Raw genomic sequence first — 12,581 nt, 5'->3', positions numbered from 1 at the left:
CGTCCGCAAACAGGGTGACAGCATGAAAATACTCTACGGTGTTCAGGCGACCGGTAACGGCCACATCACCCGGGCCCGGGTGATGGCCAACAAACTGCGAGAACAGGGCATTGAGGTCGACTATCTGTTCTCCGGACGGCCCGCTGACAAACTCTTCGACATGCAGCCTTTCGGAGATTACACAGTCAGACAGGGGCTGACTTTCATTGTCGAACAGGGGCAGGTCAGAAAACTGAAAACCTGCCTTAATAATAACCTCACAAGATTTTACCGGGACATCCGGCATCTGGAACTGAGCGGTTACGACCTGATCATCAGCGACTTCGAACCTGTTACGGCCTGGGCGGCCCGGTTACAGGGTAAGCCCTCTATCGGCATTGCCCATCAGTATGCGTTTGAGCACAACCTGCCGGGACCGGATATCAAATACGCCATGCTGCCCGGCACCCGGCTGTTTGCACCGGTCAGCCTGGCCATCGGCTTACACTGGCACCAGTTTAATGCGCCGATCCTGCCACCGCTGATCAGCCCTCCGTCACCGGACCAGCCTGTCGAGCAGGATAAGATCCTGGTCTACCTGCCGTTTGAGCCACCGGAGCAAATACTGCGGTGGCTACAGCCGCTCAAAGATTACCGCTTCTATGTTTACTGTGATACGCCGCACATTCAGCAACGGCAACATATCAGGCTGTGCCCTTTCTCCCGGGAAAACTTCCCACGGGATATGCAAAGCAGCGCGGGAGTTATTGCCAACAGTGGATTCGGGCTGGCCAGTGAAGTCTTGCAGACAGGAAAAAAACTGCTGACCAAGCCACTGAATGGCCAGCCTGAACAGCGCTCCAACGCCGCTATTCTGAAACACCTTCAGTTGGCAGACAGTTTTGAACATTTCTCTGCAGATATATTTGCATCATGGCTGGATAAACCCGCACCCGTGGCCCAGAAATATCCGGATGTTGCCGGCGCACTGGCCTGCTGGATTGCCGATAACTGCCAGACGCCGGTCGCGTCCCTCAGTGAACAGTTATGGTCTGAAATGGAGGTTACTGAACGTGGTTCTAACCTGCCGCGTTAATCCGGGCGTTGAGCCAGCGCCGGGCATCATCAGCATCACTGAACGCCTGAAACACATCTCCTGCGGCGGTATAGATCTCCTGCAGGTGCTGGGTCACCAGCCCTGGAACGGAGCATTCTCCCAGCACCAATGCCGTGGCCAGTCGCCCTTTATCACGGTCATCACGGACCACATCGATGAGCCGGGCTTCCGCATCCGGCACCAGGATAGAATCCCCTTCAACCATGACCAACGCTCCCCAGGGAGCACCATAAAGGGCACGTAAATCATCACCGATGGAATCAACACTCAAATCGATGGATTCCAGATTCCATGGCCCCCTTCCTTCAATGGTTAATATTCTGCCCTCAACACTTAAACGTATGGTTCCGTGTACTGTCTGCATGATCGCTAATCCCTGTTCTGCCCAAGCTGTATACCGGAGAAATCACCTTTATTATTGATGATTTCTCCTTACCCTGCCTGAACAGACATCAGCTAACAGCCGCTTCAGCCAGAATCTTAGCTGCCGGATAGTCCGTTTTACCGCTGCCCAATACCGGTACTTCATCAACAGTGAAGATCTTAGCCGGCAGCATCAGCGGCTGTAATCCATTTTCAACAAGCTGGTTACGCAACAGATCCGGTGTCAGGTTTGCCAGTGCCTCAATCAGCAAGACAACTTTTTCCCCTTTCTTTTCATCCGGCAGATTAACCGCCACCAGGCGGACATCATCATGGGCTTCATCCCGCTGAATAATCTGCCGGATCGCCGTTTCAACGGCTCCCAGGCTGACCATCTCGCCGCCCAGTTTGGCAAACCGTGAATAGCGGTCAACAATGGTCAGGAAACCGTCTTCATCCACCCGGCCTTTATCACCACTCTTGTACCAGCGTAAACCGTCCATCTCGACCACCACATCGGCGGTTTTATCCGGATTATTCAGGTAACCCTGCATGATCTGGGTACCGCCAATCAGAATCAGCCCTTCCTCACCGGTCGGCAACTCCTCCAGGCTGACCGGATCAACGATGCGGAATGTAGAACCCGGCAGTGCCAGCCCCACAGTACCGGCCCGGGTACCTTCCTGAACAAACCAGCCTTCAGGTGATAAATGATCGGGCAGATTTACCCCGGCAACCGGTGTCGTTTCAGTACAGCCATAGCCTTCCACAATCGGCACTTTAAAGCGCTGCTCAAAATCCTGCTGGATTTTAGGGTCAAGGCGTTCGGCACCGGCCACGGCAATTCGCAGGCTGCTGAACATCAGCGGATGCAGGCGTTTATTCCGGGTATACAACCGCAGAAAGGTTGACGTGGCACACATCATGGTTGCTTTATAACGGGCTACACCCTTACCGATATTCTGTGCGTCAGTAGGGTCCGGATGACAGACAACGGGAATGCCTTCCAACAGTGGCATAAAGCAGGTCACAGTTAAACCGAATGCATGGAACAGCGGCAGGGTCGCCATAATGCAGTCCTCATCCCGGACATTCAGCACATCAGCAATCTGTTTAAGGTTGGCCAGAATGTTCCGGTGGCTCAGCATAACCCCTTTCGGCGCGCCTTCACTGCCAGAAGAGAACAGAATTGCAGCCGTATCATGCAGATGGCTGTGACGGCCATACCAGCGGCTTAAAATGCCTGCAGGCAACACACTGACCATCAGCATCGTCAGCAAACCTTCAGCTTTCGACACCCCGGCTTTTACATCTTCCATGTAAATAACCTGTTTACCGGCTAACAGCGGCGCGGTATCAATGCCCCGGGCGTTCAGCCTGGTAATGAATTTATGCGCCGTCAGGATGGTTTTCACCTCTGCCTGTTCCATCGCAGACAAAAGCGCCTGCTCAGATGCAGTGAAGTTCAGGTTCACCAGCGTTTTACCGGCAAACAGCGCCGCCATATTGGCAATAGCACCGGCACTGGAAGTCGGCATCAGAATACCCAGACGCTGCCCTTCAGCCCGGTTAAGCCGACGGCTGAAAATCGTACAGGCCGTCAGTAAACGACGGTAGCTAAGCGGATCACCCTGCACATCTGCAATGGCCATATCCGACATCCCCTGCTTCGCCGTACGGATAAAACTCTGCGGCAATGCTTCCAGGCCGTTGGTATGCTCGTCCCAGGCATGAATAGACAGCTCAGTGACCTTCTTTTTCACCGTAATCGCCGTGCTGTTAATGGGTAACGGCTTACCGTACGCGACAATCACATCACGCTTCAGACCGCTGCGACGCAGACTCTTCATCTTATCGGTAGAGCGGGAGAAACGGCTGCCCCACAAGCCGCGCAGGTAAAACGGCAGAATCACCCCACTGGCATCTTCACAGGCCTTTTCAAAGCCACGCTTAAACTCACCAATCTGTCCGGTATGACTGATAGCGCCTTCAGGGAACAGACACACCACCTGACCATCATTCAGCAAATCCCGCACCTTGTTCAGCGCCGTGCGGTTACTGCCTGCAGAAATCGGTACAACCTTGTACAGTGATAGGAACCACTTCAGATACCAGCGCTCATAAATCGTTTTTTCCATCACGAAATGGATATGACGTGGACAGGCTATCTGAATCATTGCCCAGTCCAGCCAGCTGATATGATTACCCAGCATCAGCACACCAGTGCCGGCCCGGGGCAGATTTTCAAAGCCCAGCACCTGTAAATTATATTTACGGCGCATAAGAATCGCCGCCAGCACCCGGATCAGCGCTTCCGGTAACGTAGAGATAGCAAACACAGCACCGCCCAGCGCCAGAATCACCAGGAACCACATCAGCCAGATCGCATCCAGACTCAGGTATGCAAACACCGCGGTCAGCGCCAGAAAACTCAGCATCATCAAATTCTGAATGAAATTATTACCCGCCAGCACCTTACCGGTATCTTCCATCCGGGCATGGAACTGTACCAGCGCATTCAGAGGCACATTCAGTAAAGAACCACACACACCAATCAGGAAGAACGCCATGGCCTGCGCTGTCATCGTATCCAGCTGAGGCAACAGAAACAGCCCTAATGTCACACCGGCGGCACCCAGCGGAATCAGGCCGGTATTGATATAGTGGCTGGATAAACGGCCTGCCAGCATAGCACCGACCATAATGCCGATGCCGGACATCGCCATGGTGCCCTGAATCACAAAGGTATTGGTCTGCCCCAGACGGTCTTCCGCAAAGGCCGGAAACACTGCCAGCATCATCTGACAAATGGACCAGAAAATACCGATACCGATGATCGACAGCCAGATAGTCCGGCTGCGGTAAATCAGACCAAGATTCGCCATCAGCGTTTTACCGGTACGGTAAGCCTTCCAGTCAAACCGGGCTTTCTCATCCAACTGCCGGGTGGCAGGCAGACGCATCGCCAGCATAAGTTCAATCACCGAGCCGGCCACCAGCAGCCATCCCAGCGGCGCGACAGATGTCAGGCTCAGCTCAGGTGTAATCGCTACCAGCTCCGCCACCCGGGTCTCATACAACAGTGAAAACACCACAATGCCGGACAGAATAGCGATCATGGTTACCGCCTGAATCCAGCCGTTACCTTCACTGATGTTATCAACCCCCACCAATTCCTTGATATAGCCGTATTTGGAAGGTGAATAAAATGCACTCTGCAGCGCCAGTACAAACGTCAGGGCAAAGGCGGTAATAAACCAGCCCTGATAGTAACTCAGGGTAATCAGCAGGGTGATTGCCACTGCCGCCACCGCTGAAAGCTGCATCACCCGGTGCTTGGGAAACTTATCCGATACAAAACCGGAGGGGGTAAACAGCATAATAAACGGCAACAGAATCAAACCATTGATCACCGCGGTCAGAATGATCTGCAGATCACCGTCATAGCTTTTGAACAGGGTATTCTGAATGATGATTTTATGGCCAAGATCGACGAAAGCATTAATAAATGCCACGCTGATAAACGCCAGAAAGCCACGGATACTGAGTAACGCCTTCATACCATTTTCTCCTGTTGCCAGCCGTTCAGATAACGGCTGATCACTTCATTCAACATTTGCTGCTCCAGTGCCGGCTGATTAAGAAACAGCTTGTCCAGCGACGCCAGTACCGCAATCCCATGCACCGACGCCCATAACGTCCGCGCTGAACGTTGCAAACTGTCAGCGTCAGACTGTGGAAATAACTGTGCAAGTGCCGCTTCCAGATACTCAAACATACCGACTATCTTGCCCTGCAACGCATCCGGAATATCACTGCCCTGGCTTTTATGCTCAAACAGTAAATGCCAGCGGTGTGGCCAGCGGTGTGCAAATTCAAGATACGCCTCGCCATAGCCAAGAATGATCTCCCGGGGCTGCTGTGCTGAAATAGCATTCAGTTCAGCCTGAAATTGCTCCAGTGTCCGGGCATTCAGCTGCCAGCACAGATCATCAAGGTTTTTGAAAAGCTGATACAAACTGCCCACTGAATACCCGATTGCCGCGGCAACCTTGCGGGTACTCAGCGCAGCAACCCCCTGCTCATCCAGCAGTGCCTGTGCCGCACTCAGCGCCATTTCGTGCAGTTCCTCACGGGAGTGATCGTTACGTCGGGCCATGATGGTTACCTGATTATATTAAACACTGTTTAATTGATTTTCAGGAGTTTAGTAAACACTGTTTAATTACGCAAGTATGTCGTAACAAATAATTATCAGGCAGGCATAAAAAATGCCGCAATCAGCGGCATTTTTCAAAACAGACGCACCATCAGATACGGGTCAGATAGACACCGCACTCCAGATGGTGGGTATACGGAAACTGATCGAAGATCGCAAACCGCTCGATACGGTGGGTTTTAGTCAGCGCGTGCAGATTATCCACCAGAGTATCCGGGTTACAGGACACATAGACGATATTATCGTAAGCCGTCACCTGTTTAACGGTTTCATCATCCAGACCGCTGCGCGGCGGGTCCACCAGCACCGTGCTGAAATCAAAGCTGTTCAGGTCAATATTCTTTTCCTTCAGGCGACGGAACTCACGTACCCCCTGCAATGCCTGAGAAAACTCTTCGCTGGACATCCGCAGCACCTGAACATTTTCAATATTGTTCACATCAATATTATATTCTGCTGCCCGTACCGATACCTTGGCAATTTCTGTCGCGACCACCGAACGGAAGTTCTGCGCCAGCGCCAGGGTAAAATTACCGTTGCCGCAGTACAGCTCCACCAGATCACCGCCGGCATCTTTGGTAATATCGATTGCCCACTCCAGCATGTGCTGGCAGACGCCGCCGTTTGGCTGAGTAAAACTGTTTTCTACCTGCTTGTAGAGCAACTCCCGGTCATTAACCTGCATCTTTTCGATGACGAAATCATCCCCCAGCACCAGCTTGGTTTTGCGGCTGCGGCCAATCAGGTTAATGTTGAACTTCTCCCGCAGAAATGCGGCTTCTTCCAGCCAGCTTTCATCCAGTGCTTTGTGGTACAGCATGCTGACTACCAGCTCACCACTGAGCGTACTGAGAAAATCTACCTGAAACAGACGCCGGCGCAGTAGCTCGTTAGGACGAACCGCTTCCAACAATTCGAACATCACGGCCTGAATACGCTCAGACACCATCGGGCAACTGGTCAGTTGCTGATGCTCATGCTTACTCCCCGGGGTAAACATCACATAGTAAAGATCATCACCCTCATGCCACACACGAAACTCAGCCCGCTGACGGTACGCTGTACGCGCTGATTCGAACACCTCGATTTCAGGCAGGGTAAATTCGTCAAACTGCTGCGCAATCTGCGCCTGCTTTTCGCTTAACTGGGCGTCGTAAATTGAAGGGTCGACATTTGGCAGCGCCATGATTACCTCGGCAACGGGAAGAACAGATAGATATAAATGAGGCGCGCATTCTACCAGCAGATCCGGCCAGTGACCATCTGCTGAAGCGCCGGATTAACGATCCTCATGATCACGCACCGCACAGGATCTGCCCACTCCCTCTTCACAGCTTTCAGAATTCCCGGAGAAAATGCCCCGCAGAGCAGAATTCCCTTTAAATCAGGCTGCATTAACCGGCCTTTAAAGGTAAAATTGCCGGCTTACTTGCCAACTTTGAATCAGTTGAGAGCCATGACCGAAAAACAACGCAAAATTCTTGTGACCAGCGCTTTGCCTTACGCGAACGGTCCGATCCACCTTGGCCATCTGGTGGAATATATTCAAACCGATATCTGGGTTCGTTTTCAGAACCAGCGCGGCAACAACTGTACTTACGTCTGCGCCGACGATGCACACGGCACCCCGATCATGCTCAAGGCAGACCAGATGGGCATCAGCCCACAACAGCTGATTGATCAGGTAAGTGAAGAACATCAGCGTGATTTCGCCGGTTTCATGGTTGGCTTCGACAACTACTACTCCACTCACTCAGAAGAAAACAAAGCGTTTTCTTCACTGGTGTACACCCGTCTGCGTGATGCCGGCCACATTGCCCGCAAAACCATCACCCAGGCCTATGACCCGGAAAAAGAGATGTTCCTGCCGGACCGTTTCGTAAAAGGTGACTGCCCGAAATGTGACGCACCGGATCAGTACGGCGACTCCTGCGAAAAATGCGGTGCCACTTACAGCCCGGTAGAAATGAAGAATGCCTATTCTGCAGTCTCCGGTGCCAAGCCGATTGAAAAAGAGTCTGAGCACTACTTCTTCAAACTGGGTGACTTTGAAAACTTCCTGCGTAACTGGGTAGATAACCACGTTCAGGAACAGATGATTCACAAGCTGAACGAATGGTTTGAGTCAGGCCTGCAAAACTGGGATATCTCCCGTGATGCACCTTACTGGGGTTTCGAAATTCCCGATGCGCCGGGCAAATACTTCTACGTCTGGCTGGATGCGCCAATCGGTTACATGGCCAGCTTTAAAAACTGGGCGGACAAAAACGGCGTAAACTTCGACGACTACTGGAAAGCCGATTCCGATGCCGAACTGTATCACTTCATCGGTAAAGACATCGCTTACTTCCACACCCTGTTCTGGCCAGCCATGCTGGAAGGCGCCGGTTTCCGTAAGCCAGACGGCGTATTCTGTCACGGCTTCCTGACAGTGAACGGCCAGAAGATGTCCAAATCCCGCGGCACCTTCATCATGGCGGAAACTTACCTGAAGCATCTGCGCCCGGAATACCTGCGCTATTACTTCGCTGCCAAACTGGGCTCCGGCATTGATGATATCGATCTGAACATGGACGATTTCCGCATGCGGGTGAATGCCGATCTGGTGAACAAGGTCATCAACATCGCCTCCCGCTGTGCCGGCTTCATCAAGAAGAAATTCGACGGCCAGTTGGGCAGCCAATTAGCAGAGGCCGAACTGTATAACACTGCTGTTAATGCAGGCGACACCATCGCTGCTGCCTATGAAGCCCGTGAATACGGCAAAGCAATGCGCGAAATTATGGCCCTGGCTGACAAAGCCAACCAGTACATCGACGCCGCTGAACCATGGGTACTGGCCAAGCAGGAAGGTAAAGAGCAGGACGTGCAGGACTGCTGCACTATGGGCATTAACCTGTTCCGCGCCATCATTACCTATTTGGCACCGGTACTGCCGCAGGTTGCTGAAGAAGCCGCTAAATTCCTCAACCTGGAATCACTGGCATGGGATTCAGTTAAAACGCCACTGCTGGATCATAAGATCAACAAATTCAAACCGCTGATGCAGCGGGTTGAAGAAGATCAGGTTAGCGCGATGCTGGAGGACAGCAAGCAGACACTGGCAGCAGCCGCTGCCACACAGCCTGCTGCAGTTAAAGCGGAAAAGACACCGCTGACAGAAACGCCGATTGCTGATGAAATCACCTTTGATGATTTTGCCAAAGTGGATCTGCGCGTTGCGCTGATCGCCAAAGCGGAACACGTTAAAGGGGCTGACAAGCTGTTACAGCTGACACTGGATCTGGGCGGCGAAACCCGCAACGTGTTTGCCGGTATCAAGTCGGCCTACGCGCCAGAAGACCTGGAAGGTAAACTGACCGTCATGGTTGCCAACCTGGCACCGCGTAAGATGAAGTTCGGCATGTCTGAAGGCATGGTGCTGGCAGCTGGCCCGGGCGGTAAGGATCTGTGGATTCTGGAACCCCATGAAGGTGCACAGCCTGGCATGCGGATTATGTAATCCGGCCTGAATGGTTAACACTGATAAGGGCACCTCTTACGGGAGTTGCCCTTTTTTGTCTTTACAGCCCAGCACAGGAAATAAAATGGCACTGGAAATAGAACGTAAATTTCTGATTGATCTCAACAGCCTGGGTCCGTTACCGCAGGGTATCCGAATAGTGCAGGGCTATATTCCAACTCAGGGAAAAACAGCGGTACGCATCCGTCTGAAGGGCGAACAGGCCTTTCTGACCATTAAAGGTGAAAACCGCGGCGCCGTACGCAGCGAATTTGAATACCCCATCCCTGTTGATGATGCCGACGCCATGCTGGCAGAACTCTGTAACGGCCAGTCAGTGGATAAAATCCGTTATCTGATCGACCACGCAGGTCACACATGGGAAGTGGATATATTCAGCGGCAACAATCAGGGGCTGATCGTTGCGGAAGTTGAACTGGACAGCGAAAACGAAAGCGTCGCCCTGCCGGACTGGGTCCGCGAAGAAGTCACGGGCGACCCGCGCTATTACAATTCAAGCCTGATCAGCCATCCCTACTCCGGCTGGTAATCCCCGGAACACGGCCTGAGCGTATCTGTGAGCTAGACTAATGAGTAAATGCCAATGAGCAAGACACATCCATTCGAAACCCTGACCCCCAGCTTCATTATGGATGCTGTAGAAAGCCTGGGGTACCTGTGTGACGGTCGTAATCTGGCCCTGAACAGTTATGAAAATCGGGTATATCAGGTGGGTATCGAAGATCAGGTACCGGTTATCGTAAAATTCTACCGCCCGGAACGCTGGAGCCGGGAGCAGATACTCGAAGAGCACCGCTACAGCTATGAACTGGCGGAACACGAATTACCGGTCGTTGCCCCCACCCGTAACGACAACGGTGACAGCCTGTTCGAATATGGCCCGTTTATGATGTCGGTCTTTGAACGCAAAGGCGGGCGCGGCCCTGAGCTCGACGATCTCGATAACCTGTTCACTATGGGCCGGTTACTGGGCCGTATGCACCTGATCGGTGCCAGCAAACCTTATCAGCACCGCCCTTCGATCAATCCGCAAACTTTTGGCCATGAAAGTGTTGAGCTGATCAGTAACCACTTCATTCCTGCCGAACTGAAGCTCGCCTACGACAGCCTCACCGCGGATCTGCTGCCACTCATCGATAAAGCATTCGCCAATGCCGGCGATATCACCCAAATCCGTGTACACGGCGATTGTCACGGCGGCAATCTGCTGTGGCGGGACGACGCACCGCATTTCGTTGACTTCGATGACTCCCGCATGGCCCCCGCCATTCAGGACATCTGGATGCTGCTTTCCGGTGATACCGACAGACAACGCCGGCAGCTCGCTGAAATTGTCGACGGATACAATGAGTTCTATGACTTCCGTCCCCGGGAACTGGCATTAATAGAACCACTGCGTACCCTGCGGATGATGTACTACAGCGCCTGGCTTGCCCGCCGTTGGGAAGACCCGGCGTTTCCCCACAGCTTCCCGTGGTTTAACACAGTACGTTACTGGAGCGATCATATTCTGGAACTGCGGGAACAGTTAGCTGCCCTGCAGGCACCGGCAATCGAACTGTTCTGAATAAACCCACTTAATTCAGTCCGGGGATAACCGCTGTTATTCCCGGCCAACAAGACATACATCATCATGATAAATACCAAAATATACCAAGCCGTTTACAGCCTGTCTGAGCAACTGATGGATGCGGCCAATAATGACGACAGAGACACTTTCGAAGCGCTTTATAGTGAGCTGAAAGCCATCTGCACCGACAATGAATACACCGATAAAGACCACCCCGAGCAATGGGAAACCCTGGCTGATTTCACCGAAGAACTGAAAGACGCTATCGCCGGTTACGAAAAAGCCCTGCAAAAAGCCATCGCCATCGATTCGAAAGACCATATGTCTTCAATTGCTTACTCCATGGCCCGCATGCAGGCAGAACTGGGCCAGACAGACGCTGCCATTAAAAACCTGCAGGACGCTAAGATCAGCTCAAAGAAAATCGAAGACAAAGAGCTGAAAGCTGAAATACACGACCTTCTGGCCAGCCTGCAAGATCAACCGGAAAACTGATACGTCCCGATCAGCAGAGAGGACGACAGGTCCTCTCCGTTACCCGGCCCATCAGGAACATAGCCCGCAAACCAATACCTTTTTACGATTATAAAATGTAGTTGATGCGTATCAGCTATTCACCACTTATCCCACCACGCCTGCACGCTTTATGGCACACTGCTCAGGTAATTCTGAATAACAGTGACGAAGTCTGAATACGATGAATACTGAAGACAACAGCGGCGAAAAGATCTGTGGCAATTGCCAGACCCGGGTAAAAAGTGACGTGAAGATGTGCCCTAAATGCACATCTCCCATCCGCCCGGCGAAAAGCAAATGGAAAGGCATCAGCTTTCCGGTTTTCTTTGCAGGATTAGTAATTTTTTGTGCGGCAATGATTCTGTTACTGCCAAGATAAACACTGCCAGCAAACAGCTGGCAGCTCAGTTGAATTTATCTGTCTGAAAGCTTATTCCTGACAAGCTGATCCCTTAAAGCTTAGCCCCGGATAAGACGTGCAACCTGCTTGCCGTCCTTTATCAGTTCCGCCTGACTCTCATCGCCGCCTTCTGCCACCACAAACTCAAACTGAATGCTGGTATCGGTGTCACCGCGACACTCCAGATCCGCAGCATTCGCTGATTTTGCCTGCCAGACACAACGCAGGCCCTTGCTTTTCTCCTGCCCGGCGAAGTCAGTATTCGGATATACACTGCCCGTTCCGTCAAACTCTAACTTCACCGAACTGTAAGCCGAATCGCTCACAGACGAACCTTCACTCACCCAACTGCCAGAACTGGGATGTGGCCCACAGCCGGTCAGTAACAGACTGATGGCTACCGCAGAGGTCGCCGCTAACACGCGGATACATTTATTCATGACGGCTAACTTCCTGAGATACATTCTGAACAATGACGCTGCCTTTCATCTTTGGATGCGGCCCGCAAATGTAATTGAAGGTGCCGGCATCAGGAAAGGTACGCTGATAGGTTTCATCGGGAAAAAAGATATCCGGCTCTGCGCTGACTAAATCCTTAAACCAGACATTGTGATACTGACGCTTCTCGCGATTTGTCCAGACAACCGTATCACCGGCATTGATTGTCAGTTGCTGCGGGGAAAACTTAAATTTTGCGATATCAACGTGAACGGTTTCAGCCATCGCCGGCTGCAGGTTCAGCGCCAATACAAACAGAGGTAGGAGTAATCTTTTCATACGCCCATTATTCACCTGCGGCTAAAACCTTGCCTTGACCGAAAACAAGAAAGGCACTCAAAACTGAGTGCCTCTGTAGATTCCTGCGCAGGAGATATAACGGTTACCCGTTGCAAA

General features: G+C 52.2%; 11 protein-coding genes. 5 read left to right on the top strand and 6 right to left on the bottom strand.

Annotated features, from left to right (window positions below; all coding sequences use genetic code 11):
- Positions 1–22: 22 nt before the first annotated feature.
- Complete coding sequence (locus tag PCI15_RS08465) at positions 23–1,075, top strand: MJ1255/VC2487 family glycosyltransferase (protein ID WP_271273895.1); 1,053 nt, start codon at positions 23–25, stop codon at positions 1,073–1,075.
- Here PCI15_RS08465 and PCI15_RS08460 read toward each other — a convergent pair.
- From PCI15_RS08460 to trmA, 4 genes are all read right to left on the bottom strand, one after another.
- Complete coding sequence (locus tag PCI15_RS08460; protein ID WP_271273894.1) at positions 1,059–1,460, bottom strand: hypothetical protein; 402 nt, start codon at positions 1,458–1,460, stop codon at positions 1,059–1,061. The two genes, PCI15_RS08465 and PCI15_RS08460, sit on opposite strands and share 17 nt — an antisense overlap.
- Before the next feature lie 88 nt (positions 1,461–1,548).
- A complete protein-coding gene (locus tag PCI15_RS08455; RefSeq protein WP_271273893.1) occupies positions 1,549–5,019 on the bottom strand; it encodes an acyl-[ACP]--phospholipid O-acyltransferase in 3,471 nt (1,156 codons plus the stop codon).
- Positions 5,016–5,618 (bottom strand): TetR/AcrR family transcriptional regulator, encoded by a 603-nt coding sequence (locus PCI15_RS08450; RefSeq protein WP_271273892.1) that lies wholly within the window; start codon positions 5,616–5,618, stop codon positions 5,016–5,018. Before PCI15_RS08450 ends, PCI15_RS08455 begins: the two co-directional genes overlap by 4 nt.
- A gap of 151 nt (positions 5,619–5,769) precedes the next feature.
- Positions 5,770–6,864: a tRNA (uridine(54)-C5)-methyltransferase TrmA gene (gene trmA, locus PCI15_RS08445; protein ID WP_271273891.1), complete on the bottom strand. Its 1,095-nt coding sequence runs from the start codon at positions 6,862–6,864 to the stop codon at positions 5,770–5,772.
- 270 nt (positions 6,865–7,134) lie between these two features.
- Between trmA and metG the strand changes: the two genes are divergently transcribed.
- The 4 genes from metG (at position 7,135) to PCI15_RS08425 (ending at position 11,266) form a co-directional block, all read left to right on the top strand.
- Positions 7,135–9,180 carry a methionine--tRNA ligase gene (metG, locus tag PCI15_RS08440; RefSeq protein ID WP_271273890.1) on the top strand — a complete coding sequence of 682 codons (2,046 nt, stop codon included), beginning with the start codon at positions 7,135–7,137 and terminating at the stop codon, positions 9,178–9,180.
- Positions 9,181–9,265: 85 nt separating this feature from the next.
- The gene (locus PCI15_RS08435) at positions 9,266–9,730 is read left to right on the top strand and encodes a CYTH domain-containing protein (protein WP_271273889.1); all 465 of its coding nucleotides are present in this window, start codon (positions 9,266–9,268) and stop codon (positions 9,728–9,730) included.
- A 54-nt stretch (positions 9,731–9,784) separates the two neighbouring features.
- A complete protein-coding gene (locus PCI15_RS08430; protein ID WP_271273888.1) occupies positions 9,785–10,768 on the top strand; it encodes an SrkA family protein kinase in 984 nt (327 codons plus the stop codon).
- 66 nt (positions 10,769–10,834) lie between these two features.
- A complete protein-coding gene (locus PCI15_RS08425; protein ID WP_271273887.1) occupies positions 10,835–11,266 on the top strand; it encodes a tetratricopeptide repeat protein in 432 nt (143 codons plus the stop codon).
- Between the two features lie 480 nt (positions 11,267–11,746).
- On the opposite strand, the gene PCI15_RS08420 is transcribed toward PCI15_RS08425, so the two are convergent.
- Entirely contained in the window at positions 11,747–12,127 is a 381-nt protein-coding gene (locus tag PCI15_RS08420; RefSeq protein WP_271273886.1) for a hypothetical protein, read from the bottom strand.
- Positions 12,120–12,464, bottom strand: coding sequence for a plastocyanin/azurin family copper-binding protein (locus tag PCI15_RS08415; protein ID WP_271273885.1), 345 nt, complete (start codon positions 12,462–12,464; stop codon positions 12,120–12,122). The genes PCI15_RS08420 and PCI15_RS08415 overlap by 8 nt, the downstream gene beginning before the upstream one ends.
- Positions 12,465–12,581: the final 117 nt, after the last annotated feature.

This window comes from Aliamphritea hakodatensis, from assembly GCF_024347195.1.
GTDB lineage: Bacteria > Pseudomonadota > Gammaproteobacteria > Pseudomonadales > Balneatricaceae > Amphritea > Amphritea hakodatensis.
The sequence above is the reverse complement of the archived record's forward strand: the minus strand, read 5'-3'. Positions and strand labels throughout refer to the sequence as shown.

Bases quoted from the DNA above. Each gene is read 5' to 3' on its own strand.
- PCI15_RS08460 (WP_271273894.1), bottom strand. From the start codon at position 1,460: ATGCAGACAGTACACGGAACCATACGTTTAAGTGTTGAGGGCAGAATA.
- trmA (WP_271273891.1), bottom strand. From the start codon at position 6,864: ATGGCGCTGCCAAATGTCGACCCTTCAATTTACGACGCCCAGTTAAGC.
- PCI15_RS08425 (WP_271273887.1), top strand. From the start codon at position 10,835: ATGATAAATACCAAAATATACCAAGCCGTTTACAGCCTGTCTGAGCAA.
- PCI15_RS08415 (WP_271273885.1), bottom strand. From the start codon at position 12,464: ATGAAAAGATTACTCCTACCTCTGTTTGTATTGGCGCTGAACCTGCAG.
- metG (WP_271273890.1), top strand. From the start codon at position 7,135: ATGACCGAAAAACAACGCAAAATTCTTGTGACCAGCGCTTTGCCTTAC.
- PCI15_RS08455 (WP_271273893.1), bottom strand. From the start codon at position 5,019: ATGAAGGCGTTACTCAGTATCCGTGGCTTTCTGGCGTTTATCAGCGTG.
- PCI15_RS08465 (WP_271273895.1), top strand. From the start codon at position 23: ATGAAAATACTCTACGGTGTTCAGGCGACCGGTAACGGCCACATCACC.
- PCI15_RS08420 (WP_271273886.1), bottom strand. From the start codon at position 12,127: ATGAATAAATGTATCCGCGTGTTAGCGGCGACCTCTGCGGTAGCCATC.
- PCI15_RS08450 (WP_271273892.1), bottom strand. From the start codon at position 5,618: ATGGCCCGACGTAACGATCACTCCCGTGAGGAACTGCACGAAATGGCG.
- PCI15_RS08430 (WP_271273888.1), top strand. From the start codon at position 9,785: ATGAGCAAGACACATCCATTCGAAACCCTGACCCCCAGCTTCATTATG.
- PCI15_RS08435 (WP_271273889.1), top strand. From the start codon at position 9,266: ATGGCACTGGAAATAGAACGTAAATTTCTGATTGATCTCAACAGCCTG.